Source organism: Moraxella haemolytica (assembly GCF_030177935.1).
Taxonomy (GTDB): Bacteria; Pseudomonadota; Gammaproteobacteria; order Pseudomonadales; family Moraxellaceae; genus Moraxella; species Moraxella haemolytica.
In genome coordinates, this window is record NZ_CP089974.1 from 1,870,579 (window position 1) to 1,895,454 (window position 24,876).

The 24,876-nt window shown below is 43.0% G+C and carries 22 protein-coding genes and 2 tRNA genes; 15 read left to right on the forward strand and 9 right to left on the reverse strand.

The features are described from left to right. Positions 1-256 precede the first annotated feature (256 nt). The 4 genes from gltX (at position 257) to LU276_RS08905 (ending at position 3,654) form a co-directional block, all read left to right on the forward strand. A complete protein-coding gene (gene gltX / locus LU276_RS08890) occupies positions 257-1,756 on the forward strand; it encodes a glutamate--tRNA ligase (protein WP_284673483.1) in 1,500 nt (499 codons plus the stop codon). A 118-nt stretch (positions 1,757-1,874) separates the two neighbouring features. Beyond that, a tRNA-Ala gene (locus tag LU276_RS08895) sits at positions 1,875-1,950 on the forward strand. 73 nt (positions 1,951-2,023) lie between these two features. Further along, positions 2,024-2,099, forward strand: a tRNA-Glu gene (locus LU276_RS08900). A gap of 151 nt (positions 2,100-2,250) precedes the next feature. Further along, positions 2,251-3,654 (forward strand): FAD-binding oxidoreductase, encoded by a 1,404-nt coding sequence (locus LU276_RS08905; protein WP_284673484.1) that lies wholly within the window; start codon positions 2,251-2,253, stop codon positions 3,652-3,654. Positions 3,655-3,830: 176 nt separating this feature from the next. Here the strand turns inward: LU276_RS08905 and LU276_RS08910 are convergent, their stop codons facing one another. Both LU276_RS08910 and htpG read right to left on the reverse strand, forming a co-directional pair. Then, positions 3,831-4,676, reverse strand: a complete 846-nt coding sequence (locus tag LU276_RS08910; protein WP_284673485.1) for a DUF3025 domain-containing protein — start codon at positions 4,674-4,676, stop codon at positions 3,831-3,833. A gap of 140 nt (positions 4,677-4,816) precedes the next feature. Beyond that, positions 4,817-6,742, reverse strand: coding sequence for a molecular chaperone HtpG (htpG, locus tag LU276_RS08915; protein ID WP_284673486.1), 1,926 nt, complete (start codon positions 6,740-6,742; stop codon positions 4,817-4,819). A 215-nt stretch (positions 6,743-6,957) separates the two neighbouring features. Between htpG and LU276_RS08920 the strand changes: the two genes are divergently transcribed. The 3 genes from LU276_RS08920 (at position 6,958) to LU276_RS08930 (ending at position 10,118) form a co-directional block, all read left to right on the forward strand. Next, positions 6,958-8,037 (forward strand): zinc-dependent alcohol dehydrogenase family protein, encoded by a 1,080-nt coding sequence (locus LU276_RS08920; RefSeq protein ID WP_284673487.1) that lies wholly within the window; start codon positions 6,958-6,960, stop codon positions 8,035-8,037. 207 nt (positions 8,038-8,244) lie between these two features. Beyond that, positions 8,245-9,387, forward strand: a complete 1,143-nt coding sequence (locus LU276_RS08925) for an aminotransferase class I/II-fold pyridoxal phosphate-dependent enzyme (RefSeq protein WP_284673488.1) — start codon at positions 8,245-8,247, stop codon at positions 9,385-9,387. Continuing rightward, positions 9,384-10,118 carry a methyltransferase domain-containing protein gene (locus tag LU276_RS08930; protein ID WP_284673489.1) on the forward strand — a complete coding sequence of 245 codons (735 nt, stop codon included), beginning with the start codon at positions 9,384-9,386 and terminating at the stop codon, positions 10,116-10,118. The genes LU276_RS08925 and LU276_RS08930 overlap by 4 nt, the downstream gene beginning before the upstream one ends. Before the next feature lie 150 nt (positions 10,119-10,268). Here LU276_RS08930 and pncA read toward each other — a convergent pair whose 3' ends face one another. The 5 genes from pncA to LU276_RS08955 form a co-directional block, all read right to left on the reverse strand. Then, positions 10,269-10,877, reverse strand: coding sequence for a bifunctional nicotinamidase/pyrazinamidase (gene pncA, locus LU276_RS08935; protein ID WP_284673490.1), 609 nt, complete (start codon positions 10,875-10,877; stop codon positions 10,269-10,271). 157 nt (positions 10,878-11,034) lie between these two features. Next, positions 11,035-11,922: a class II glutamine amidotransferase gene (locus tag LU276_RS08940; protein ID WP_284673491.1), complete on the reverse strand. Its 888-nt coding sequence runs from the start codon at positions 11,920-11,922 to the stop codon at positions 11,035-11,037. 17 nt (positions 11,923-11,939) lie between these two features. Further along, positions 11,940-12,764 carry a PDDEXK family nuclease gene (locus LU276_RS08945; protein ID WP_284673492.1) on the reverse strand — a complete coding sequence of 275 codons (825 nt, stop codon included), beginning with the start codon at positions 12,762-12,764 and terminating at the stop codon, positions 11,940-11,942. Between the two features lie 6 nt (positions 12,765-12,770). Then, positions 12,771-13,736, reverse strand: a complete 966-nt coding sequence (dcm, locus tag LU276_RS08950; protein WP_284673493.1) for a DNA (cytosine-5-)-methyltransferase — start codon at positions 13,734-13,736, stop codon at positions 12,771-12,773. Beyond that, a complete protein-coding gene (locus LU276_RS08955; RefSeq protein ID WP_284673494.1) occupies positions 13,733-14,740 on the reverse strand; it encodes a homoserine kinase in 1,008 nt (335 codons plus the stop codon). The genes dcm and LU276_RS08955 overlap by 4 nt, the downstream gene beginning before the upstream one ends. 308 nt (positions 14,741-15,048) lie before the next feature. On the opposite strand from LU276_RS08955, the gene hisF reads away from it, so the two are divergent. From hisF to LU276_RS08980, 5 genes are all read left to right on the forward strand, one after another. Next, the gene (hisF, locus tag LU276_RS08960) at positions 15,049-15,819 is read left to right on the forward strand and encodes an imidazole glycerol phosphate synthase subunit HisF (RefSeq protein ID WP_284673495.1); all 771 of its coding nucleotides are present in this window, start codon (positions 15,049-15,051) and stop codon (positions 15,817-15,819) included. 154 nt (positions 15,820-15,973) lie between these two features. Continuing rightward, a complete protein-coding gene (gene ribH / locus LU276_RS08965) occupies positions 15,974-16,465 on the forward strand; it encodes a 6,7-dimethyl-8-ribityllumazine synthase (protein WP_284673496.1) in 492 nt (163 codons plus the stop codon). Positions 16,466-16,580: 115 nt separating this feature from the next. Next, on the forward strand, positions 16,581-17,138 hold the full coding sequence (gene nusB / locus LU276_RS08970) for a transcription antitermination factor NusB (RefSeq protein ID WP_284673497.1): 558 nt from the start codon (positions 16,581-16,583) through the stop codon (positions 17,136-17,138). 290 nt (positions 17,139-17,428) lie between these two features. Beyond that, positions 17,429-18,358, forward strand: a complete 930-nt coding sequence (thiL, locus tag LU276_RS08975) for a thiamine-phosphate kinase (protein ID WP_284673498.1) — start codon at positions 17,429-17,431, stop codon at positions 18,356-18,358. 85 nt (positions 18,359-18,443) lie between these two features. Beyond that, the gene (locus tag LU276_RS08980) at positions 18,444-19,019 is read left to right on the forward strand and encodes a phosphatidylglycerophosphatase A family protein (protein ID WP_284674631.1); all 576 of its coding nucleotides are present in this window, start codon (positions 18,444-18,446) and stop codon (positions 19,017-19,019) included. A 42-nt stretch (positions 19,020-19,061) separates the two neighbouring features. Here LU276_RS08980 and LU276_RS08985 read toward each other — a convergent pair whose 3' ends face one another. After that, positions 19,062-20,675 (reverse strand): purine-cytosine permease family protein, encoded by a 1,614-nt coding sequence (locus tag LU276_RS08985; protein ID WP_284673499.1) that lies wholly within the window; start codon positions 20,673-20,675, stop codon positions 19,062-19,064. Between the two features lie 251 nt (positions 20,676-20,926). On the opposite strand from LU276_RS08985, the gene glmU reads away from it, so the two are divergent. From glmU to upp, 3 genes are all read left to right on the forward strand, one after another. Beyond that, the gene (gene glmU, locus LU276_RS08990) at positions 20,927-22,279 is read left to right on the forward strand and encodes a bifunctional UDP-N-acetylglucosamine diphosphorylase/glucosamine-1-phosphate N-acetyltransferase GlmU (protein WP_284674632.1); all 1,353 of its coding nucleotides are present in this window, start codon (positions 20,927-20,929) and stop codon (positions 22,277-22,279) included. A gap of 51 nt (positions 22,280-22,330) precedes the next feature. After that, positions 22,331-23,356, forward strand: coding sequence for a PTS sugar transporter subunit IIC (locus LU276_RS08995; protein WP_284673500.1), 1,026 nt, complete (start codon positions 22,331-22,333; stop codon positions 23,354-23,356). Between the two features lie 195 nt (positions 23,357-23,551). After that, positions 23,552-24,193 (forward strand): uracil phosphoribosyltransferase, encoded by a 642-nt coding sequence (gene upp, locus LU276_RS09000; RefSeq protein ID WP_284673501.1) that lies wholly within the window; start codon positions 23,552-23,554, stop codon positions 24,191-24,193. Between the two features lie 79 nt (positions 24,194-24,272). Here the strand turns inward: upp and LU276_RS09005 are convergent, their stop codons facing one another. Continuing rightward, complete coding sequence (locus LU276_RS09005; RefSeq protein WP_284673502.1) at positions 24,273-24,695, reverse strand: YbaN family protein; 423 nt, start codon at positions 24,693-24,695, stop codon at positions 24,273-24,275. Positions 24,696-24,876 lie beyond the last annotated feature (181 nt).

The window sequence follows — 24,876 nt, forward strand, 5'->3', positions numbered from 1 at the left end:
CACCAATATCCATACCAAAAAACCAAATTTTTATTTAACCACTTATTCTATCAAGGATTTTTTGGATAATCCAATCTGTTTTTGTATGTAATTGTTGCTAAAGCCCTAGTTGTTCGCCCACCTTCACTTTTCACTACAAAAACCAAGCAGATTTTGGTATCATACCCTAACTTAAATTTATTTTAATGTATCTCAACCATCCACAATGTTTTGTTTCGCTGTTTTTAGCATTTTTTAAGACAATAAGAGAATTTTCATGGCCTTTACCAAAGTTCGTACTCGTATCGCCCCATCTCCAACAGGCTTTCCTCATGTTGGCACGGCTTATATCGCCCTGTTTAATATGGTTTTTGCCAAATCTATGGGCGGGGAATTTATTTTACGCATTGAAGACACCGACCAAGTCCGCTCCACCGCTCAAAGCGAACAGATGATATTGGACGCCTTACGCTGGGCAGGTTTGACATGGTCAGAAGGTCCTGATATAGGCGGTCAGTTCGCCCCCTATCGTCAATCTGAGCGTAGCGAGATTTACAAAAAATACGCTGAAGAGCTTTTGGATAAAGGACACGCCTTTCGTTGCTTTTGTACCACCGAAGAATTAGACGCCATGCGTCGTGAACAAGAAGCAAATGGTCAGCCCATTCGCTATGATGGTCGTTATGCAAACTTATCTCGTGAAGAAAGCGACAGGCTAGCCAAGAGTGGCAAGCCTTTTGTCATCAGAATGCGTGTACCAACCGAAGGGGTCTGCACCTTTAATGACATGTTAAGGGGCGAGATTAGCATTCCTTGGGAGACGATAGATATGCAGATTCTACTAAAGACGGACGGACTGCCAACCTACCACCTTGCCAATGTCGTGGACGACCATCTCATGCAAATCAGCCATGTCATTCGTGGCGAAGAATGGATCAATTCCGCCCCCAAGCATCAGTTGTTATATGAGTATTTTGGTTGGGAAATACCCACCTTGTGCCATATGCCACTACTTCGCAACCCCGATAAATCCAAGTTATCCAAACGCAAAAACCCAACCTCCATCACCTACTATCGTGATGCAGGCGTACTACCAGAGGTATTAATCAATTATTTAGGGCGTATGGGCTACAGCCTGCCGAACGAAGCAGAAGTCTTTACATTAAACGAAATGATTGAGTCATTTGATATTAAACGAGTCTCTCTGGGCGGACCTGTGTTTGATATTGAAAAGCTCTACTGGCTCAATGGCGAGTACCTACGCAAAATGAGTGCAGAAGAACTAAAAACACGCATTTTAACTTGGGCATTTAATGATGAAAAATTAACCAACATTGCCAAAGCCATTCAGCCTCGCATCAATACCTTAACCGATGCGGTGAATTGGGCATCTTTTTATTTTCAAAACCTGCCCAACATCAAGGTAGAAGATTTTGCTCATAAATCACTAGATAACGACAAGCTCTTAGAAATCCTATATCTGGCAACTTGGCAGTTAGAGGCTTTGCCAGTATGGAGCGAAGAGAATATCTACCAGACTCTAAAAGGTCTGGCAGGTCATTTTGAGATTAAATTAAAAGACTTTATGCAGCCGTTCTTTGTCGCCATTGCAGGTAGCACAAGCTCCACCCCTGTGATGAACTCAATGTACATCATTGGGGTAGACATGACCCTAGCTCGCCTACGCCACGCCTGCGAAGTACTGGGCGGACTTGGCAAAAAGAAATTAAAAAAATTAGAAGAGGTCAATAAAACCTTGCCAAATTTTCTAAGCTAGGCATCAAGAAAACAAAAAAGCCGATGATTTTCAATGAGTTGTCGGCTTTTTTCAATTTTAAAAAAATTTTTCTTGACAGCCCATAAAGCACATTATATAATACGCCCACCTTAACAAAGGGGCTATAGCTCAGTTGGTAGAGCACTTGCATGGCATGCAAGGGGTCAGCGGTTCGACTCCGCTTAGCTCCACCAAATTTGTTAATGTGGAATGTAAGCACCTAGGCAATCATCTTACATTTCAAAAGTTGAAAGACTTTTCTCTTGTGCTCCATTCGTCTAGAGGCCTAGGACACCGCCCTTTCACGGCGGTAACAGGGGTTCGAATCCCCTATGGAGTGCCAATATTCTAAAAAGCCAGTCTTACTACAGACTGGCTTTTTTATTTTTTGTTGTTATTTTTCTTTATTGGGTGCTATATTGATGATTTTGTCTTAAAAGCGATATCATTTTCTGTTATCATAGCACTTATTTCTTTGGATAAGAATCTGCCACATGACCAATCAAATCGACAGCCAATTTCTAAGCCAATTAACCAACCTGCTAGATGTCAGCCAAATAAAAACTGATGCAGACAGCCTAGACAACTGGGGTAAGGACTGGACGAAACACTTCGCCCCTGCTCCATCTGCCATCGTCTTTCCACGCACAACCGAAGAAGTGGCTAGCATCGTCCGCCTTGCCAACAAATACAAAGTACCACTTGTGCCATCTGGTGGTCGTACAGGTCTGTCTGCTGGTGCAGTTGCCAGTCATGGCGAGGTGGTGGTCAGCTTTGATAAGATGAACGCCATCGGTGTATTTTATGAAGCTGACCGCATGGTAGAGGTGGAAGCTGGTGTGATTACCAAAACCTTGCAAGAATTTGCCGAAAGCAAAGGATTATACTATGGTGTGGACTTTGCCTCCGCAGGTTCTAGCCAAATCGGTGGCAACATTGGCACCAATGCAGGTGGCATTAAAGTCATTCGTTACGGCATGACACGCAACCAAATCTTGGGTTTGACGGTTGTTACAGGCAAAGGAGATATTTTGGAACTAAACGGCGGTATGCTAAAAAACGCCACAGGCTATGACTTTCGCCATCTGTTCATCGGTGCAGAAGGTACGCTTGGCTTTGTTACCAAAGCATTGATTAAACTTGAAAAACAGCCTGTAAACCTTACAGCGATGGTCTTGGGTGTGCCTGATTTTGGTTCAGTGGTGGGGCTGCTTGATAAGTTTGGCAAGGCATTAAATTTGACCGCTTTTGAATTTTTTGATAGTGTCGCTATTGATAAGGTACTAAATGCAGGTCATGCCAAAGAGCCTTTTGAGAGCCGTACGCCTTTTTATGTTTTATTGGAATTTGAGGCGGTCTGTGATGAAGTTTTGGATACTGCCATGAATGTGTTTGAGAGTGCGATGGCAGAAGGTTTGATTGTTGATGGCGTAATGAGCCAAAGCGTAGGACAACTTCAAGACCTATGGAAACTGCGTGAAAGTATCTCCGAAACCATTTCAGTATTCACCCCTTACAAAAATGATGTGTCAGTACTCATTACGCACTTAGGCGATTTTATTAGTGATATCGATCAGATTGTCAAGGACAATTACCCTGATTTTGAGATTTGTTGGTTTGGGCATATTGGCGATGGCAATTTACATCTAAATATCCTAAAGCCTGACACCCTTAGCAAGGACGACTTTTTTGCCAAATGTCAAACGGTCAATAAATATGTCTTTGAAACTGTACAAAAATACAAAGGCTCCATCTCTGCCGAACACGGTGTGGGTATGACCAAAAAGCCATATTTGGATTACACTCGCTCCCCAACCGAGATTGAATACATGAAAGCAGTCAAGGCGGTATTTGACCCCAATGGCATCATCAACAAAGGCAAGATTTTTGACAGTTAGCCAATTTAAACATCTGGGCAATTTGAATAATCTTTAAAAATGCACGCCTAACTTTAGGGTGCATTTTTGTTATACAGCGTTGCTTGTTAATAAGTACTCATAAGCTACGACTTGTTGGCAAGCTGGACAAGATTGGATAACCATCAAATTAGGGTTGTATCATCTCAGCAAAACACTTATTTTCTACGCCCATCACGAAACACAAAAGCATCATCATAAAATGACGCATTATCATTATCCCAAAAGTGTGGCACGCCTAAAATGGGTAAAGGTGATAAGTCTCTTGGGGTTGCCCCTGCCACTAGCCAACGAATAAGCCGAACACTTAACAGTTCGTCTAGATAACTTAGCCTACCTGCCAAATCTTTGGAAAAGTATTCATCATCCACCTCAATAATCAGCGTATGACTACATAAAGGTTTTCTAGGCGTGATGAGTTGCTCAAGTAAAGCATGCCCAAAGATGACAACCTGACTACTTTCTTGGTCGCTGATGGCATTGGGGTTGTGCCAAAAGATTCTAGGGCTAACCAATGAGTTTTGCCAATCAAAATTTTTTAAAGCGGTGGCAATGCCCTTATCTTTGGTTACCAAAATCGCCCCGTTTTCATCAAATACCGTGATGGCATCTCTGACACGATTGCGTCCACCTAGCTGATCATCGTACGCCATCTCACGAATATGCACATGGTTTAACACCGCCTTTGATTTAGGGAATACCGACCAGACACACGCACCAAACCAATCATGAAGATTGTTTCTAGTCGGAATGTTGGCAGTATCAAAAATATGCTTTTCATAGGCTGTGCCATGTGGCAAATCATCTTGACTAACAAAACGCAATGACCGCTCCGTACCGTATAGCACAGGCTTGATGGCATACTGGCAAAAATAGCCATTCAACCAATCAGCAAGCTCTCCTGTCTGCTCGCTCTCAACAAAAAGCTGATGAATATGTTGATAAGGCATCAGCCACGGTGCAGACAGATTGATGGTTGCAAAAAGAGAAGAAAAATCACTCATGGTTATATAATGGTTATATATTAGGCTTAATACATCAAGCAATATTGTACAATGTTTATGCTCATCATACCACCTTTACCCACCACACCAACAAACAAAAACGCCCAAAAAGTGGGCGTTTTTATACTTAATCATACAATTTATTTCAATAATAGCTTATTGATGCGTTTTAAATACCCTGCTGGGTCATCAAGCGTACCACCATCAGCAAGCAAAGCTTGATCAAAGATGACTTGGGCTAGGTCATCAAAGTCGCTACTATCATCTAAACGAGTAATCAGCGGATGCGTTGGGTTAATCTCAAGGATTGGTTTAATCTCAGGCACATTTTGCCCCATTGCCTTTAACATCTGTGCCATCTGCGGTGTTAATTCGCCATCACCCACCACCAGACAAGCAGGACTATCTACCAGACGGCTAGAGACTCTCACATCTTTGGTACGCTCGCCTAGTGTGCTTTTTAGGCGTTCAACCACAGGTTTTAGATTTTCTGTTTGTTGCTTCACTTCTTCTTTTTCAGCTTCATCAGTCAAATCACCCAAATCCACCGCTCCTTTGGCAATGTTTTGAAGTGGTATGCCATCAAACTCATGCAGAAAATTCATCGCCCATTCATCAACACGAGAAGTCATTAAAATAACCTCAATGCCTTTTTTATTAAACAGCTCAAGCTGTGGGCTATTCTTGGCAGCGGCTAAATTATCAGCGGTCAAATAATAAATCGCTTTTTGCCCCTCTTTCATGCGTGCCTTATAGTCAGCAAAACCTGTAGCAAGCTCGCCATTGGTGCTGGTGGTATAGCGAAGTAACTTGGCAATGCGTTCTTGGTTTGACATATCCTCGCCCAAACCTTCTTTTAGTACATCGCCAAATTCAGCATAAAATGCCTTAAACTTATCTTGCTTATCTACATCTTCACTGTTTGCTAATGAGGCAAGCAAAGTCAGTATACGGCGTGCATTACCATCACGAATTGCTTTAACATCTTTGCTTTCTTGGAGAATCTCACGACTGACATTCAGTGGCAAATCTGAAGTGTCAATCACACCCTTGATGAAGCGTAGATACATCGGCAGTAGCTGTTCGGCATCATCCATGATGAACACTCGTTTAACATAGAGTTTTAGCCCTCTTTGTTGTTCTCGGGCATATAAGTCATGCGGTGCTTTGGTCGGGATATATAATAACTGGGTATATTGCACACGCCCTTCAACACGGTTATGCGTCCAAGTAAGCGGATCACTAAAGTCATGACTTAGTGTTTTATAGAACTCTTGATATTCTTCATCGCTGATGTCAGCGGTTGCACGCGTCCATAGGGCAGACGCCTTGTTGATGGTCTCGTATTCATCGGTAGTAACATATTGCCCTTTGCCAGCGATTGGCTTGCCCTCGTCATCTAGCTCATCTTGCCATTGTTCTTTGTACATCTGAATAGGAAGGCTGATGTGGTCAGAGTATTTATTAATGAGTGAAGTGATTTTGTAGCGATTTAGGTAGTTTTGCTCACCTTCGGCATACTCATCTTTTAGATGCAAGGTGATGGTTGTGCCTCGTGCCTGCTTATCAATAGACTCAGTCGTGAATTGCCCTGTGCCATCAGATACCCAGCGAACACCTTGACTGCTATCCTCGCCTGCCTTTCTGCTCTCAACAACAATCTTATCAGCAACAATAAAACCTGAATAAAACCCCACACCAAACTGTCCAATCAGGTTGCCGTCTTTTTTGTCCGTCTCTGACAGCTTATCCAAAAATGCCTTAGTGCCTGATTTGGCAATCGTACCTAGATTTTCAATGACATCGTTCTTATTCATGCCAATGCCATTATCACTGATGGTCAAAGTCTTATCAGTTGGATTGATATCAATCTTCACTGCCAACTCGCCATCGTTTTCGTACAAAGTGCCGTCTGTGGTCGCCAAAAAACGCAATTTATCGCAGGCATCAGAAGCATTTGACACCAGTTCACGGATAAAAATATCAGGATTTGAGTATAATGAGTGCGTAACTAAATGCAAAAGTTTGGTAACTTCAGCTTCAAACTGATGGTTGGTTGCGGTCATGATTTACTCCCATATGATTAAAAAATACACCAAATAATTTAGAGATAAAAACTGATTTTTCAAGAGCCTAACTCTTAAAGCGTTCATAAAATAATAATTGATATAATATAACATATTGATTTTATTAAATTTTTTTCTTTACCTTGTGTTTGACTTATGCTAATGTAGCAAATAGGTTGACAGTCAACCTTATCAAATCAAAAGGAGTGTGTATCATGGCAACAATGAAAGCAATGACCTACTACGGAGCGAACGACATTCGTTTTGAAGAGCGTCCAAAACCCACCATCATTGACCCAACAGACGCCATCATCAAAATGACCAAAACCACCATTTGCGGTACAGATTTGGGTATTTGGAAGGGTAAAAACCCAGAGATTGAAGCTGTCGCTCGTGAAAAAACCGGCGAGTGGAATGGCCGTATCTTAGGACATGAAGGCATTGGCATCGTTGAAGAAGTTGGTTCTGCCGTCAAAAATTTCAAAAAAGGCGATAAAGTCATCGTCTCTTGCGTCAGTCGTTGTGGTTCGTGCGAAAACTGTCAAAAACAACTGTATTCTCACTGCCAACAAAATGGCGGTTGGATCATGGGCTATATGATTGATGGTACACAAGCAGAATATGTGCGTACACCATTTGCCGACAACTCTTTGTACATTCTACCAGACAACCTAAACACCGATGTTGCCGTATTCTTATCAGATGCTCTACCAACAGGGCACGAAATCGGCGTACAGTATGGCGATGTCAAACCAGGTGATACCGTTGCGATTGTTGGTGCAGGTCCTGTAGGCATGGGCTGTCTTTTGACTGGTCAGCTTTACTCGCCATCAACCATCATCGTCATTGATATGGACGAAAACCGCTTGGCAATGGCAAAAGAAATGGGTGCGACACACACCATCAATCCTGATAAAGAAGATGCTGTTGCTAAAGTACTTGAAATCACAGGTGGGCGTGGCGTAGATTGTGCCATAGAAGCGGTCGGCTATCCTGCCACTTGGGACATCTGCCAAAAAATCGTCAAAGAAGGTGGCAACATCGCCAATGTGGGCGTACACGGTCAGCCAGTTAACTTTGAACTAAACAAATTATGGATTAAAAACCTAAAAATCACCACAGGTCTGGTAAACACCAACACAACTGGTATGCTACTAAAGGCTTGCGAGTGCAGTAAATTGCCAATGGAAAAATTGGCAACTCATCACTTTAAATTTAGTGAAATTGAGAAAGCCTATGATGTGTTTAAACACGCATCAGAGACAAAAGCGATGAAAGTGGTGATTGAATACTGATTGCTTACTAATTGCTTGATTGACAAATAAACATAGCCATTGTCAATAATGGCTATGTTTTTATCTTCTGCCTGCTTATCACGCCGAGCAAATCTACCAACCACCTGATATCTGTAAAATCCATATAAACAAATAAGTTGCAACGACTTGCATTTACCCCTTATATCCCCTAAGATAAGCCAAATCCTGTCAGCTGTTTGATGATTTATGAACCACAAGTTTACCCCCTATCACCAGTTAATAGCGTCCCTACATGCCAAAGATAGCATTCGTAGCTTTCGCCCACAGACTGCACTGATTAACCTATCTAGCAATGATTATCTAGGGCTAATCAATGACCAAGCCTTAAAAGATGAATTTTTACACACTTATCAGCACTGCACTGATTTTAGATTTGGCTCATCGTCATCACGGCTACTGACAGGCAATTTCAACGCCCATGAACAGCTAGAAGCCACGCTATCAAAAGCATACAAACGAGAGGTGCTGATATTTAATAGTGGCTATCACATGAATATTGGTATCATGCCTGCTTTATGCGATCAACAAACGCTTATTTTGGCGGACAAATGGGTACATGCCAGCATGATAGATGGCATACGCTTAGCCAAAGAGCGTGGCACAAAATCTTATCGCTATCGCCATCAGGATTTTTGTCAATTAAACGCACTGCTTGACAAGCACCACGCCCATTATCGCCACATTATCATCATGACCGAAAGCGTCTTTAGCATGGACGGCGATGTGACAGATTTAACCGCTCTTGCCGCCTTAAAGCAGGCATATCCCAATGTGTCTTTATATGTGGACGAGGCTCATGGCGTGGGCGCATTTGGCAGGTATGGACTTGGAGTGGCAGAGCAGATGGGCGTGATGAATGAGATTGATTTTTTGGTGGGGACATTTGGCAAGGCATTTGCTAGCATCGGCGGCTTTTTGGTCTGTGATGAGGTCATCAAACAGGTGCTGATTAATACCATGCGACCTGTAATTTTTAGCACCAATCTGCCACCCATCAATGCCTTGTGGTCAGATTTTATTTTCCAAAAGTCATCATCGCTTCACAAAAAACGCCAAGAGCTACTAGACAATGCCAAATATTTTATTCAAAGACTCAAAGAATTAGGCTATCAATGCCCATCAGACAGCCACATCATACCCATCATCATCGGTGATAACAACCAAACAGTTGCTTTAGCGGATAAGTTTCGCTCACATGGTTTTTATGTACTGCCCATTCGTCCGCCCACCGTGCCTGTAGGCACATCTCGCCTGCGAGTGTGCTTGACCGCTGATATCACACGAAGACAAATTGATGACTTTCTTCATGTGTTAGGTAGTTTTCAATGATCAATACTCATGTGGACACCCATAAAGTCGCTCAAAACTTCGCCAAAGCTCATGCCACTTATGGCAAAGCAGCCATCGTTCAGCACCAAATGTGCCAGACGCTCATCGACTTGTTGTCATTACACCTGCCCAACATTAGTCCAAAAAGCGTACTAGAGATTGGTTGTGGCATCGGAAACTTGACCAATATTTATACAAGCATATGGGAGATTGAACAACTATATCTTAATGACTTGTACAATGTGGGTATTGATGGAGCAGATTTACTAATCGGTGATATAGAAAGTCTTGATTTGCCAAAAGTGGACTTAGTTTTATCAAGCTCAGCACTACAATGGATAAAGGACTTATCTAGCCTTATTCAAAGAGTCTTTCAAAGTTTGACAACTGGTGGTGTACTTGCCTTTGCAAGTTTTGGCAAACAAAACTTAAGTCAAGTCAAAACATTGACAGGCATAGGGCTAGACTATCATAGTATGGATGATATTTTAACCATGCTAAAAACGGCAGGTTTTGATGTCATCAGCACCCATCAACATCAAGAAGTGCTATATTTCTCTTGCCCCAAAGACATCTTAAAGCACATCAAAGATACAGGTGTGGCAGTGGGCGGACAGGTGTGGACACGCTCTTCCTTGAATGCTTTTTATGATAATTATGAAAAATTTGCCACCGATAAAGGCTATCCTTTAAGCTATGATACGCTATTTATCATAGCAATCAAACCTTAAACACTCGCCCCCACACTTCTGGCCAAATCAATACTCTCTTCAGTACATGGATGGATTTCTCAAAACGATTTCGCATCCGTGTTCTGTCGCCATCTTTCAATCACTTTACCTATTTTGCCGTATCTAAATCAGGCTATTTTCATGGTAGATTTAATCTAAAGTGTAGTGCAAAATACCAAAATCATCATTCTGTAGAAGTTCTTTTTTCTGCTTTTGATAATTTTCTTCAGAAATGGCTCTGGTGGCATTTTCATATAATTTCACTTTAAAACCTAATTTTAAAGCATCTTTCATTGAGTGATATACACAATAATCTGCAGCCAAACCTACAAAGTGTAATTCTGTAATCTTTAATTCTTTAAGGCATCCTTCAAGCCCTGTTGATTGCACATAATCATTATCAAAAAAGCTACTATAACTATCTACTTCTGGGTTGGTGCCTTTACGAATAATGACTTTAAAGTACTGTGTTTTCAAATCAGGGTGAAACTCTGCCCCACAGCTCCCAGCTATGCAATGATTGGGCCACAGCACTTGTTCTATACCATTTATTATTATCACATCAAAAGGTTTTTTACCTAAATGATTAGAGGCGAAACTTTTGTGATGCTTAGGATGCCAATCTTGTGTGGCAATAATGTGCTGATACTTGGGTAGCAATACATTTACTATAGGGATGATTTCATCGCCTAGCGGTACGGCTAACGCACCACCAGGCATAAAATCGCATTGGATATCAATCACAACAAGAGCTTTCATTTTTTAGCTAAAAATCGGAGAATTGTAGGGTTTGTTTGTTCTGGAATCAAGCTATTGTTAAGTTTGATACAATCAAAATTTCCCACTGGATGCACCTTGCGGTACGACTATTATGTGGCTTTAGAACCTCTTTTCGCTTACCTAATTTGACCAAACCTTAAACACTCGCCCCCACACTTCTGGCCAAAGCAATGCCCTCTTCAATGGATAGGTAGGTTTTTTTGCTTGGGGTGTCTCTAAAGACCACATCGCCATCAGCGAACACCACACACTCATCAACGGCGATTTGTTGCCAGTTTTCATTGGTGGTGAGTGGTATCGTTACCAAAATAGTTACCTTATCCTTATCGGTCGCAACATCACCAAAATTGACACTCATCTCACCATCAGACAGCTGAGCTTCGCCAAAAGGAGCTTTACGAGTCAGATAAAATAAGAGACTTCCTGCATAAGCCAATTGCCAGCTACCATTAGAAATCAAGCAATTAAATAGACCGTTAGCAGATAAATATCGGCACTGAGCGGTTAAAAAAGCAAATAACGCCTCATCAGATGGGCGAGTCTTAAAGGTTGCTTTTAGGCGGTTTAATAGATAACAAAAAGCAAGTTCGCTGTCGGTCGTGCCTACAGGAGCGTAATATTCAGCGTTGCCATTGGCAGCCAAACGCTGAGTACGACGCACAAAACTCTGACTCATCTGTCCGTTGTGAGCAAACGCCCACTGCTCGCCCCATACTTCACGCACAAAGGGATGAACATTAGATAGATTGTTTTTATCTCCCATCGTGGCTCGCCTAATGTGAGCGATGACATTCATCGCACGGATGGGATACTGATTGATCAAATCTGCCACTGGTGATAAATGGCTTGGCTGATTATCATGAAACTGGCGTAACCCCATATTGCCAGTTTCACCACGCTCAAAAAAGGCAATGCCAAAACCATCTTCATGATGGTCGGTCGCTCCGCCACGCTGACGAAAGCCAGCAAAGCTAAAACCGATGTCGGTGGGGGTGTTGCAGTTCATTCCAAGTAATTGGCACATGGGTTCTACCTAGTTTTTTATGAATTAAAAATATCCAAAGGTTTGATTTTAAATTGCAAAGACATGGGGTCGGGCGTACCGCCTTTGCGTTGGGCGGTGAGCCTGCCAATGACAAGACTTCCTTTTGGGCTAATCTGCACATCGCCTTGAGCATAGTGGTTGATGACTTCATTGATGTTTTTTAGGCAATAATCAATCATACCGTCCCCATAAAAACGACTCACCAAAAACCACTCGGCACACAGCATGCCACGCCCCTTGATAATGTCGCTGATGATGAGATATTTGTTGGAAGTCAAAAATTCTATCAGTTTTTGGGTATCACTACTGGGCAATTCGGTCAAATACCACCGTCTTTTGTCCTTTAATGAGATTTGCTCCCTTTCGGTGGGGATAATCTCTGTAAATTGTTTGAGCGTTTTGGCAATGTCATCATCAAATCCCCACATTTGCTGATAGGTGGTTACTGCCCGTTTGTCTATTTGATTAAAATTGGCGGACAAATCTGCTTTTTTTACAGAGATGTTTTCACGATAAATAATATCATCAACACAAATGGTTAATTGAATTTGCAAGTCGGCTTTTTTGTATTTTTGGGTAAAGTCAAATTGCTCGGCACTAATGCCAAATTGTGTGACTTTGTTTTTATTTAGGCATGTGGGCATTTGTATGGCATTGAGCGTTTGAATATCATCGGCATGATAGCCCATTGTGGCAAGCCATGCTTGGGCGTGCTTGTCATTTTTATAATCATTGAATTTAGCGACAATGGTTTTTTCATTAGCAAAACCGCCTTTTGCGGTGTTTGAACCCAATTGTTGCTTATCATTAAACATTGTCATTTTATCCTAATATGATTTGATGTTTTTTAAAATAGCTTTTAAAACAGGAATTGCCACGCTATTGCCAAACTGCTTATAGGCTTGGGCGTCTTTTGGGTTGATGATAAAATCATCACCAAAGCCTTGTAATCTGGCACATTCTCTGGGGGTGAGTTTGCGAATGTGTCCGTCTATGTGGTACAGTCCCGTTTTTGCCCCAATGCCCCCGCCATGAGCCGATAGCGTAATGGCATGACCGTCCGTATGATAAATACGCTCGCCTTGTCCGCCTTTACCGACAATGCCAATTTGAATGGGTTTGTTGGGTAATATTTTATTGCCATGTTTATCAAAAATGGCTTGATAATTATTTTTAAAAATAACATCATCACGCTGTATTGGGGCAATATGGGAATGATTTTGTAAAATATCCAAAACACAAGTCGGGGAATTATCACCAATGGGAAAAGTAAAGCCATCTTGTTGTATGCTGTCATGAAACCCGACAATGTAAATCCGCTCTCGGTTTTGAGGTACACCAAAATGCGATGCGTTTAATACTTGATAATGCACACGATAGCCCAAGTCATTTAAATGAGCTAATATTACTTTTAGGGTATTGCCATTATCATGCTTGGCGAGATTTTTGACATTTTCTAATAGGACGATTTTGGGGGTGTGGTGTTTAATGATACGCACAATATCAAAAAACAACATCCCACGCACATCATCAAAGCCTTTTTGCTTGCCAGAGATAGAAAACGCCTGACAGGGAAATCCTGCACACAAAATATCATGGGCAGGAATGTCGTGTTCGGCAATCTGGGTGATATCGCCATGTGGCATGATGCCATAATTGGCGTGGTAAGTGTGGCAGGCGTGGCGGTCTATCTCACTGGCAAACACGCAAGTTGCCCCAAAATGGCTTAGAGCTTGATGAAAACCGCCAATACCTGCAAACAAATCAATAAAGGTGCTTTGGGCTAAATTCATGAGCGGACAGCACGCCCCCAATGCAAACTCGCCAGCCGTTTCATCAAATCAGGGTTTTTTACCATAATGTCATCGCCTGTACGCCCTTGTTCACGATTATAGTGGATAACATTTAGGCGAAGCAACCAAAAGATTGTGGCAGAGTAAGCAAGCATGACAGGCAGGGCAATTTTTTCATCATTGGTAAGCGGACGAATGCTTTCATAACCGTCAATAAAAGCAGTCATTTTATCAGTGCTAAAATTGACGCTTTCGCCATCAGTCGCATTACCCCAAGTGGTACAAAAATCATTGATGGTAATGGCAATATCCATCAGATAACGCTCAACCGATACCTCTGTAAAGTCAAGCAGTCCTGTTAGACTAGCCGTATCATCTGAAAAGTCCCACAGCGTATTATCCGTAAACATATCCAAATGGCACAAGCCTTTTGGCAAATCATCAGGCAGATTGGCATAAGCTGTCCAGATGTCATTCATAAGACGAGCCTCATCAGAGGGCATATAGGCGGTCTCACGGTCTTTGACCCTTGCCCAGTCATAAAGTGGCACGCCGTACTTTTCGGCAGGCTCTAAGGTTTTTAGGGTTTGATGCAAAGTTGCCAATGCTTTTCCCATCTCAAAGCACATGGATTCATCGGTATTGGCAGGGTGTGAACCTGATAATTTTGGCACCACCAAAATCGCCTTATTCTCATATCGCATGACACAATCTTCGCCGATATTTTGACCCTTAGCGGTCAGCTTGATGAGTGGCGAGGCGATCGGTAGCTTGTCTTTTAGGGCGTGCATGACGGTCGCCATTTTAATAATATCAGCAGGCACTCGCTCTTCGTATAAAGTAAACACATAAGAGAAGCTCTCACCACTGTCCGTATCGGTCTGGATAAACCAATTAGAATTTTTGATGCCTTGCGTGATGGGAATGGCTTTATTAAACTTCACACCGAACAAACCACAAAACGCAAAAAATTCATCATCAGACAGGTGGGTATAGACAGACATGGCAGGCTCTCGGTAATAATGGATAAAATAAAATCAGCCAAAATGGCTATTTTAAAACTTTTTGGATAAATTTACCATAAAAAACCACCAGATAGGTGGTTTTAATCTGCTAGCAACTAGGCTAGAGATTTAAAAATCTTGAATAAAAATGACAATAAAAAAATAATGATGTAAAAAAGGCAGTACAAACAATCAAATTGATCAATAAATAAGCCCCAAGAAAAAATCTCTACCAAGATGGTTGTATAAATACGCCTTTATTGTCATAATAAGCGCAACAAATCAGATATCACATACAAGAGAAAATCATGCTAGCAAAACGCCTAATCCCCTGCCTTGATGTTGAAAATGGTCGAGTTGTCAAGGGTGTAAACTTTGTGGACATTAAAGATGCAGGCAATCCTGTTGAGGTTGCTACTCGCTACAATAATGACGGTGCCGATGAGATTACTTTTTTGGACATCACCGCCACCAGCGATGGGCGAGACACCACCTATCATATGGTAGAACAAATCGCCAAAAATATCTTTATTCCACTGACAGTAGGTGGTGGCGTGCGTAAAATTGACGACATCAGAAATCTGCTAAACGCTGGAGCGGACAAGGTTGGTATCAACTCTGCTGCCATCACCAACCCTGAGCTGGTCAGCGATGCCGCCGCTCGCTTTGGTTCTCAGTGCGTCGTGGTCTCTATTGATGCCAAGCGAGTGGTACGAGCAGATGGTAGCATTGGTTTTGAGATTTTTACACATGGCGGTCGCCGTGCTACTGGCATTGATGCGGTTGAATGGGCGGTTGAGATGACCAAAAGAGGAGCAGGCGAGCTACTTGTTACTAGCATAGATGGCGATGGCACACGAGCAGGCTATGATTTGTTGCTCACACGCACCATTAGCAATCTTGTGAATATCCCTGTCATTGCATCAGGTGGCGTGGGCAACTTACAACACCTAGCCGATGGCGTACTCCAAGGCGGTGCTGATGCGGTGCTAGCAGCAAGCATCTTCCACTTTGGCGACCATACCATCTTTGAAGCCAAACAGTACATGGCAGAACAAGGCATCTCTGTCCGCCTTTGATGGATTGGGCGAAAGACAAATAAAACCAACTTATTTACCATCAGAAAAGCCACTTGGTCGCAACCAAAACGCACGAAAACCGCCCTATTTTTGCCAAAATATGCTATCATAAGCAAAATTTTATACCCATTTTTTAGTAAAAAACGAGTCAACTATGAACTACACCACCCAAAAATCTGCCGTCACTCACCTTGATGGTGCTTTAGACCAAAATCAAGACCTACGCATCGCCATCGCTGTCGGTCGCTTTAACGGATTTTTGGTTGAGAGTTTGGTAGAAGGGGCATTAGACGCCCTATTGCGTCATGGCGTACAAGGTCAAAACATCACTGTCGTGCGTGTGCCAGGGGCATTTGAATTGCCTTTAACCGCTCAAAAACTCGCCAAATCAAAAAAATATGACGCCATCGTCGTTTTGGGTGCGATTATTCGTGGAGCGACACCACATTTTGACATCGTAGCTAGCGAGTCTGCCAAAGGCTTATCTAAAGTTGCTCTAGATTATGACATTCCTGTCATCAATGGCATTCTTACCACCGAAAACATCGAACAGACCATTGAGCGAGCTGGCACCAAAGCAGGCAACAAAGGCTATGAAGCTGGCATGACTGCCATTGAGATGGCAAGCGTATTAAAGGCGATTTAATAATCTGGTATTGGGGCGGTTTTTCATCAGTAACAGCATTGAATATCGCACCTTGCTCCAATTTTTCCATTGAAAGATGATTTCAATGTAGCACTATTTTATTTTAAGGTATATTATGAACACCACCAACGACCAATTCGACATCAACGAAACAGGCTATAAAACCAGCTACACCGCCGTGCGTAAGGCTCGCCGATTTGCAGTGCAAGGTCTGTATGAATGGCTGATGACCGATTATCGTTTTGCCACACAGAGTCGTGATTTATTAGGTGGTAATGAGCCACACACGATTGTCGCCCGTACTCGTAGCGAAAATGCCATGCACACAGTGCATCTAGGCTATTATCATGAGCTAATGCGTGAGATTCCCATACAGGCAGGCGAGTTGATTGTGGACATTTCTCGTTATCTTGACCGCAATTTTGACAAGTTAGATACCATCGAAAAAGCCGTACTACTCATCGGTGCATACGAATTAAAACACAGCCTGCACATTCCATACAAGGTAGTGTTAGATGAAGCCATGCAGTTAAATACTCACTTTGGGGCAACCGATGGGCATAAGTTCATCAATGCCATCTTAGACAGATATGCCAAAGAGGTGCGTGCTAGCGAAAAACAAGGTGCCAACTTACATTCTACTGATACAAGCCCCCTGCCAAATCTGGACTAAATCCAAAAGTGGCACACCGATAAAAACAGCACACCAAAAATGCTAAATTTTCATCAAAAATCCCTGTTTGCTAAGCAGGGATTTTTAAAAATTTCAAAAACAATGTAGATATTCAAAGGTTTAAAAGCAACCACTCTTTTATTAACCGTGCCATTGTTATTGGTTTTTTCGCTATTTTTATAATATAGGTACCGTCAAGCCAAACAGTCTAACCATCATCATATGGCAAACATCCATTAGATTGTGATTCATGTGCTTTTAAGACTCATCATCCGACCAGAATACCCATAATGTCCGAATTTTCTTTAATCAATACGCATTTTAAAAACAGCACCAACCGACACCAAAATACCGTACTAGGGATTGGTGATGATTGTGCTGTCAGCACCATTTCAGCCAATACCGAGCTTGTCAGTTGCATGGATACGCTGATTGCAGGGCGACATTTCGCCTTTGAAACCACCGCTTATGCCATCGGTTATAAGTCGGTGGCGGTTAATTTATCCGACCTTGCCAGTATGGGAGCTACACCTTATGCAATTTTGTTGGGGCTGTCTTTACCCAAAAACAATGCAGATTGGCTAAAAGAATTTGCTTTGGGTGTGTCAGATATTTGCAATCAATTTCATGTAGAGTTAATCGGCGGCGATACCACAAAGTCAGATGTCTTGACCATCAGTGTTACCGCTTTAGGTTTTGTCAAAAAAGGACAGGCTATTAAACGAGGTGGGGCAAAAATTGGCGATATGATTTGTGTCAGTGGTAACATCGGCACAGCAAGCCTAGCATTATCACACATTTTAACTGGACAACAAACCACCTTACAAAATGCGTTGGATTTGCCCATGCCTAAGGTGGATTTAGGTCAAAAACTGGTCGGTTATGCCAGTAGTATGATTGACATATCAGATGGCTTGGGGCAAGATTTGGGGCATATCTTAACAGCCGGCGGTGTCGGAGCAGTGCTTCATCTGGAGGATATTCCCTGCGATGATGAGGTGGATGCCCTGCCTTTTGATAAAAAATATCAACACATTTTAAATGGGGGTGATGATTATGAGTTGTGCTTTACAATATCAAAAGACAACTTTGATAAATTCAATGCTCTTCACCCCAACCAAATTTTCAAGATTGGCAAGATTACAGAACAACAAGGCTTACAACTGTACCACCGCCATCAAAAAGTGGATATTGCTATTCAGGGCTGGGAACATTTTTGATGAATGGTTTAAAAAGCGATAATATCAACAATCAATGCCCAATCCAAAAAATTTATTAACCAACCTTTTTACCGATAAGGCAATTATTATGAGCCATAAACCCAATATTTATAAATCTAACATTTGCCCACCTTGCCCAAGTTCCGCCACACTTTGGGAAAAATGCGTTTATTGGCTTGGTATCGGTCTAGGCTCTGGCTTGCCAAAACGGGCGGCAGGCACTTGGGGGACTTTGGGAGGATTGATGATCGCCCTACCAATGTTGTTGTTGGGATTTTGGGGTTTTTTAATCATAACGCTCATTGGTTGTTTGGTGGGTAGTCATATTTGCGGTAAAACTTCGGATTTGATGAATGTGCATGATGACCCACATATCGTTTTTGATGAATGGGTGGGAATGTGGATAGCGTTATTACCAAGCGTTTGGTTGCTTTGCTCGGATAAAAATCCAGTGCAGTCGGTGCTGATGCACCCTTTGCTTGCTGTGTTGTTCATCATTCCTTTTATCTTGTTTCGCTTTTTTGATATTATTAAACCCTTTCCCATTAAATGGGTGGATAAAAATGTCTCTGGCGGATTTGGCATTTTGATTGATGATGTCTTAGCAGGGGTGATGGTAGGGATATTGATGGTTTTGGTAAGCAGATTTATCATTGCTTAGTTCAGCTTGGCTCATCTATTTTGTGACACATAGCCAAGCATCTCATGCGTTGTTATTGTTTTCATGCTTCATCTGATGACCAACCATCACAAAATACAGCACACTCAAAACAAACAGCCCAAGTTGAAACACGCCCAACATAGAAACTGGGTCTGACACATACAAAGGCAGGCACATCATCAGCATCGCCAGTAAAACAACAAAACGACCAAATGCCGATTTAGGTTGTTGATGGTGTCTTTGCGGCACGCAGATATCCTGATCAGCACCATAAGCCACATCGTATAAGAGCGAATAGTGGACGGTTTGTTTTTGTGCTCGAGGATACGCCATGAGTGCATAAAACGCCACGCATAAAAACCAAACAGGAATGAATACAAAAAACAAATGCACGCCACTCATCAGCAAGATGACAGCAAGCACAAGCCCAAACAGCCAAGTCTTGATTGCACTTATGTTGGCAGATTTACCCCCATACCAAAACGGTCGCACGCCCAGACGAGGTAGGATAAAATGCTCACAAGCAATGATTGCTCCCACAGGTGCCATGACGATATTAAAATACGCCATCAAATCCAACCACTTCAAAAAAATCAATGGCAAGCACGCCACTGCTGTCGTCAGCACGCCAAGCAACAATACAGTCTTAGTAAAACCCAAGTGCCATAAAGCATCAAAGGCTAATGCCGCACGGTACAAACTAGGCACAGCAGTAGTAACCGATGCCAGTACCACCGCCAATACCCCTGCCAACCCCAAAATCGGCACAACCACCCCACCGATGTCAAGTTCATGTACAGACACGCCCAGTAATATGGCACTGCCCGCCCCGAGCATACCTGCCCCCACCCATGCCACAAAATGACCGCCATAGCACGCCCATACCGAATGATAGCCATATCGCCATTTCTTAGCAAATCGCAATGTGCTCATATCACCCAAGCCCAGATGCAAAGGCAGATTTAGCCCCCATGTAAAAACTGCAATATGCCACATACTAAGCGACCTATTATCAGAAGACGGCGTCCACAAATAAGTAGAAAAAATCTCACCAAACGACAAGCCTGATTGTTTCCCTGATTGCCATAAAATTGGTAAACTTGCCAAAGCACATACAACAAAAATAACAAACAGATAAGGCGAAACATACCGAGCAAAATTTGTCAGCTGTCTAAACCCCATAAGGCTAATTAGTACAACCATCAAACCAACAAACCCCACCAAAATGACAAACAGCATACTGCTAGGATACCAATTCATCTGAGGGGGCTGTCCTATTATCCCTTGTATCGCTTGTGCGGATATGGTCATCATACCCCCTGCGATGACTAGGAAAATAAGACCGTTCACCACATTGAACACACGCACAAAACCCACGCCTGCCGTGCGAGACAGATATTCATACAAAGTCAATCTGGCACGCACTGCCACAGGTGCACACACCCAAGCCCAGCTTAGCACTGCCAGCAGATTGCCCATGACAAGCCCCACGAGTACCGCCATCGGAGATGCACCCCAAGCTGCAAAAGCCGCCCCAATCACAAACTCCCCACCAGCCACATGCTCAGCAGCATAAGTGGCAGCAAAATGAGAACCGCCCAACAGCTTATCGCTAGGCACTCGGACATTTGTGTATTCTGATTGGCTTGGTTTCATAAAACTCATGGGAATATTATCAACATTATCAAGTAATTATCCAAATGATTAAGCCACCATAAGACAAGTAGCAAAAAAGAGTCTGATGACGCATCATCATTTCAACGGCGAACTGATGCTAACAGTTGATGGCTTAAAATAGCCAGATGACCAAAACCAACTGTTATCTTGCACTTATTATATGCTAAAATAACCAAAGCATACATTCATCATTTTATATTTTGGTTATTAAAAATACCCATTAAGGATCTATCATGCTTAGCGTCATCATCATGGCAGCAGGTAAAGGCACCCGCATGAAATCTACCAAACCCAAAGTCTTGCAACCTTTAGCAGGCAAGCCTTTACTTGGTCATGTCTTAGACACCGCCAAAAAACTAGGCAGTCAAAAGAACATCATCATTTATGGCTTTGAAGGCGAGCAAGTCAAAAATGTGTTTTCAAATGAAAGTATTGATTGGGTAGAGCAAGCTGAGCAGTTAGGCACAGGGCATGCTGTCATGATGACCTTACCTGTACTGCCAAGCATAGGAAAAAGCTTGATTTTATCAGGTGATGTGCCTTTGATTGGCGTAGATACCTTAAGTAAATTGGTGGAGAATGACAGCCCCTTTGCCATGCTAACCATGAGCGTAAACAACCCATTTGGACTGGGCAGAATCATTCGCCAAGATGGCAAAGTCATTGCCATTGTTGAACAAAAAGACGCCACCGACGCCCAAAGACAAATCACCGAAATCAACAGCGGTGTGTACTGCGTAGCAAACGAAATCCTGCATAAATACCTAAAGAACCTAAACAACAATAACGCCCAAGGCGAGTATTATCTAACCGATATTGTCAAAATGGCGGTGGACGATGGCATTGATATTGCTACCGTGTCGCCCACACACGCTTTTGAGATTGAGGGTGTTAATGACCGTGTACAGCTAGCCCAATTAGAACGCACTTGGCAAATCCATCAAGCAAATCAGCTCATGCAAGCTGGCGTGCATATCATTGACCCCACTCGCTTTGATTTGCGTGGCAATCTAACAGTCGGCAGAGATGTTGAGATTGATATCAATGTGATTTTTGAGGGCGACTGCATACTTGGCGACAATGTCAAAATCCAAGGAGGCTGTGTGATTAAAAACACCACCATTGCAAGCAATACAGTGGTTGCTCCTTATAGCATTCTTGAAAATGCAATCGTAGGTGAGGCTAACAAGATTGGACCATTCGCCAGACTTCGTCCAAACGCAGTAACAGCGGACAATGTTCATATCGGTAACTTTGTTGAGCTTAAAAATACCCAAATGGCAAGCGGTGCAAAGGCCAATCATTTGGCGTATCTAGGAGACAGTACTGTGGGCGAGCGTACCAATGTGGGGGCTGGCACGATTACTGCCAATTATGATGGCGTCAATAAGCACAAGACCACCATCGGCAAAGAAGTACGCATTGGTTCTAATGCAGTATTGGTCGCCCCTGTCGTGGTGGGCGATAAAGCCACCATTGGGGCAGGCTCGGTCATCACCAAAGATTGTGAGGAGAATAAGCTGACCATCGCTCGTGGCCGACAATCCACCGTCAGTGGCTGGATACGACCTGAAAAAAACTAAGGTCAGCTCCACCAAAATTCATCATTCACCATCAGCCGTATCTATATATCTATGCGTAACTTTAACATCACCACCCACCTAGAACGCCAAAACATCGTCTTGTCTTGGCGTAGATATGGCATTGACGCCCTAAATGGCATGACTCTTGGATTGTTCAGTTCACTCATCATTGGACTGATTTTAAAGAACATCGGCACTTGGGCAAACATCGCACCATTGGTCAATGTCGGCACACACGCCCAAGCTGCAGTTGGGGCAGCGATTGGGGCGGGGGTTGCTTTTGGACTAAAAGCACCACCACTTGTGCTGTTTGCTAGCGTTGCTACAGGCTTGGTTGGTGCTGAACTTGGCGGCGTGGTTGGGGCATTGGTCGCTGTAGTGGTTGGGGCAGAGATTGGTAAGCTGTTTTATAAGACCGCCCCTATTGACATCATCATCACGCCTGCCATCACGCTGATTACAGGCGTGACAACCGCCCAACTCATCGCCCCCGCCATCTCAAGTCTGATGACTTCTTTGGGTGATTTTATTAGCTGGTCCATGGCTCTTTCACCCATCTTGATGAGCATCGTCATTGCCATCGCTATGGGTATGCTACTCACCCTGCCCATCTCTAGTGCTGCCATCGCCATCAGCTTGGGGTTATCCGACCTATCAGCAGGAGCGGCGACAGTTGGTTGTGCTGCCCAGATGATAGGCTTTGCGGCGATGAGCTATCGAGACAATGGCATCTCTGGCATCATCTCTCAAGGATTAGGTACAAGCATGATTCAGATGCCAAATATCCTAAAAAACCCTTATATTTGGCTACCTACCATATTGGCAGGGGCGATACTTGCACCGATTGCTACGGTGATTTTTGGCATGACCAACATTCCCATCGGTGCTGGTATGGGTACTTCAGGCTTGGTGGGGCAAGTTGGCACGATAGAGGCAATGGGAGCTAGTGTGCATACACTGATGCTTATTGTGCTGTTTCATGTGATACTACCCGCCATCTTGACACTCGCCATCTCTCGCATTATGCGTCGCAAAGGGCTAATTAAAGATGGAGATTTAACCCTGACCAATCTTTAATTGATTTTAATCCCCCTTGCCCACTTAGGCTTGATTGTCCATTTTATTACCAAAACCAACAAGCCTAAGCCTTGCCATCATCAAACAGGAAACTTTTATACAAAAATCGTCAATCAACTATTTTAAAATCACCCCACAGTTGGTATCATATACAAAGAATTAAGACAGAACCAAACCAAGTAGAGCATAAACCCCATGAACAATTTAGACATTCAAGTCATCGACCACCCTTTAGTCCGCCACAAGCTATCCTTGATGCGTGCAGCTTCGTGCAACACTTATCGGTTTCGCACCCTAACCAAAGAGCTAGGCAGATTGATGGCGTACGAAGCCAGCCGTGATTTTGAGATTGAAACCTTTAAAATGCAAGGGTGGTGTGGTGAGATTGACGGAGAGCAGATTAAGGGCAAGACAGTAACGCTTGTGCCTATCTTGCGTGCTGGTATTGGTATGCTTGACGGTGTACTTGACCTGTTACCCACTGCTAAAATCTCAGTTGTCGGCTTGCAACGAGATGAAGAGACGCTTGAGCCTGTGCCATTTTTTGAGAAATTTGTCAGCGACATTGACAGACGCCCTTCTCTGATTCTAGACCCAATGCTCGCTACAGGCGGTAGTATGGTTGCTACCATTGATATGCTCAAAAAGCATGGATGCACCAACATCAAAGCTCTTGTTCTGGTCGCCGCCCCTGAAGGCGTGAAACTGGTGAATGATGCTCACCCTGATGTTAAAATTTATACCGCCGCCCTAGATAGTCATCTTAATGAAAATGGCTACATCATTCCTGGTCTTGGTGATGCAGGCGATAAGATTTTTGGCACCAAACAAATCTAAACACCTGATTTAATTATTGCCATTATAGTCAATAAAAATATCCGCACAGTCAGCTGTTGCGGATATTTTTGTGATTGATTTAGGTATCAGGCAATCTTGCCATCCAAATCCCCACGCCCAAGCACAGCATCATAAATAGCCCACCAAGCCATAGCCTATTATCAGGCAGACGAAAGAACATCAGCACACAAGACAACAGCATCATACCCCACGCCAAATATTTGGCGAAACGGGGCATGGCTCGTCTCTCTTGCCAGTCTCTTAATATCTTACCAAAAACCTTGTGATTCATGAGCCTTGCGTGAAAGCGTCGTGAGCTTTTTGCCCAACAATAGCCTGCCAATAAAATGAATACCGTTGTCGGCACACCTGGTAAAACCACCCCCACAATACCAAATCCCACAAAAATAAAACCCATAATCAAAAATGCCAAACGCAGCCATGGGTTGTTGTGCAGCTGCTGATTTTTCTTGAGCAAGCGATGATGTTGATGGTCAGACATGACAACACAAAATGGCAGTGGGCGAGTGGATAACTCCGATGGTTTGGCAGATGAGCGATTCAAAATACAATCCATTAAAAATAATAACAACTAAATCACCAAGCGAATGCCTGATGGTCGGTTATAATTATAGCATTTCAACTCTCGCTGTAAGATTGAAAATAAAAATAATACACTTTAA

What these genes read in the sequence shown, in the direction of transcription:
- gltX (WP_284673483.1), top strand. Translation starts at nt 257, where the DNA reads ATGGCCTTTACCAAAGTTCGTACTCGTATCGCCCCATCTCCAACAGGC.
- LU276_RS09005 (WP_284673502.1), bottom strand. Translation starts at nt 24,695, where the DNA reads ATGTCTGACCATCAACATCATCGCTTGCTCAAGAAAAATCAGCAGCTG.
- upp (WP_284673501.1), top strand. Translation starts at nt 23,552, where the DNA reads ATGAACAATTTAGACATTCAAGTCATCGACCACCCTTTAGTCCGCCAC.
- hisF (WP_284673495.1), top strand. Translation starts at nt 15,049, where the DNA reads ATGCTAGCAAAACGCCTAATCCCCTGCCTTGATGTTGAAAATGGTCGA.
- LU276_RS08955 (WP_284673494.1), bottom strand. Translation starts at nt 14,740, where the DNA reads ATGTCTGTCTATACCCACCTGTCTGATGATGAATTTTTTGCGTTTTGT.
- dcm (WP_284673493.1), bottom strand. Translation starts at nt 13,736, where the DNA reads ATGAATTTAGCCCAAAGCACCTTTATTGATTTGTTTGCAGGTATTGGC.
- LU276_RS08910 (WP_284673485.1), bottom strand. Translation starts at nt 4,676, where the DNA reads ATGAGTGATTTTTCTTCTCTTTTTGCAACCATCAATCTGTCTGCACCG.
- LU276_RS08940 (WP_284673491.1), bottom strand. Translation starts at nt 11,922, where the DNA reads ATGTGCCAATTACTTGGAATGAACTGCAACACCCCCACCGACATCGGT.
- LU276_RS08995 (WP_284673500.1), top strand. Translation starts at nt 22,331, where the DNA reads ATGCGTAACTTTAACATCACCACCCACCTAGAACGCCAAAACATCGTC.
- nusB (WP_284673497.1), top strand. Translation starts at nt 16,581, where the DNA reads ATGAACACCACCAACGACCAATTCGACATCAACGAAACAGGCTATAAA.
- ribH (WP_284673496.1), top strand. Translation starts at nt 15,974, where the DNA reads ATGAACTACACCACCCAAAAATCTGCCGTCACTCACCTTGATGGTGCT.
- LU276_RS08985 (WP_284673499.1), bottom strand. Translation starts at nt 20,675, where the DNA reads ATGAAACCAAGCCAATCAGAATACACAAATGTCCGAGTGCCTAGCGAT.
- LU276_RS08905 (WP_284673484.1), top strand. Translation starts at nt 2,251, where the DNA reads ATGACCAATCAAATCGACAGCCAATTTCTAAGCCAATTAACCAACCTG.
- LU276_RS08945 (WP_284673492.1), bottom strand. Translation starts at nt 12,764, where the DNA reads ATGACAATGTTTAATGATAAGCAACAATTGGGTTCAAACACCGCAAAA.
- LU276_RS08925 (WP_284673488.1), top strand. Translation starts at nt 8,245, where the DNA reads ATGAACCACAAGTTTACCCCCTATCACCAGTTAATAGCGTCCCTACAT.
- thiL (WP_284673498.1), top strand. Translation starts at nt 17,429, where the DNA reads ATGTCCGAATTTTCTTTAATCAATACGCATTTTAAAAACAGCACCAAC.
- LU276_RS08930 (WP_284673489.1), top strand. Translation starts at nt 9,384, where the DNA reads ATGATCAATACTCATGTGGACACCCATAAAGTCGCTCAAAACTTCGCC.
- htpG (WP_284673486.1), bottom strand. Translation starts at nt 6,742, where the DNA reads ATGACCGCAACCAACCATCAGTTTGAAGCTGAAGTTACCAAACTTTTG.
- LU276_RS08920 (WP_284673487.1), top strand. Translation starts at nt 6,958, where the DNA reads ATGGCAACAATGAAAGCAATGACCTACTACGGAGCGAACGACATTCGT.
- pncA (WP_284673490.1), bottom strand. Translation starts at nt 10,877, where the DNA reads ATGAAAGCTCTTGTTGTGATTGATATCCAATGCGATTTTATGCCTGGT.